General features: G+C 31.3%; 1 protein-coding gene. It reads right to left on the reverse strand.

All coding sequences use genetic code 11. The features are described from left to right. Positions 1 to 586: hypothetical protein (locus tag JQM82_RS15985; RefSeq protein WP_235251408.1), on the reverse strand; the 586-nt coding region annotated here is incomplete at its 3' end. Positions 587 to 651: the final 65 nt, after the last annotated feature.

Raw genomic sequence — 651 nt, forward strand, 5'->3', positions numbered from 1 at the left:
TCATTATTCCACTAATAATCAAAAATGCACCAATACAAACGTAAAAGATAAGAGTTGTCAAGTCATCCTGTCTGTCTTCTTTCATCAATGAGCCTTTATAAAAACCAATTATCTCATATTTCTTTTCACATGCTTTTAATTTGCCCTCATCAATCGCCGTCTCTTTTTCTGTTTGCTGCGTCATAATAACCGTATTCTTTTTCTGCACAGATCTAAGCATATCAAAATCACTATTATTCATAACCAGAATTCGTATAATATCCGACTGTTGAGCAACAAATAAAACTTCTTTCACTTCTTTTTTTATCGCAAATTTACACATTCCTGTTGCTGTTTTTAAATAAACATGTTTATCCTGAAACATGTTTTCATCGTCTTGTTTTGATTTTTCCAGAACTGCCTTTACCTCTCCCTGTTTGATATGCTCTTTCTTATTCTTTGTAAGTTTGTTATAGGAATCCTCTGAAATACCTACATATTCCCCTCCATCATTGCTTATGAGCGGAATATACGCATATTCATCTATTTTTTCATCTGGTTCTTTTATAACCTTATGAATTTCGTCTGTATATTTTTCTTCTGTCATACATACATAATTATATGGATATTTCCATAAATACTCGGAAGAAAGATTACCGTATTCTATAATAT

The organism is Faecalicatena contorta (assembly GCF_021531995.1).
GTDB classification, from domain to species: Bacteria; Bacillota; Clostridia; order Lachnospirales; family Lachnospiraceae; genus Dorea_A; species Dorea_A contorta_A.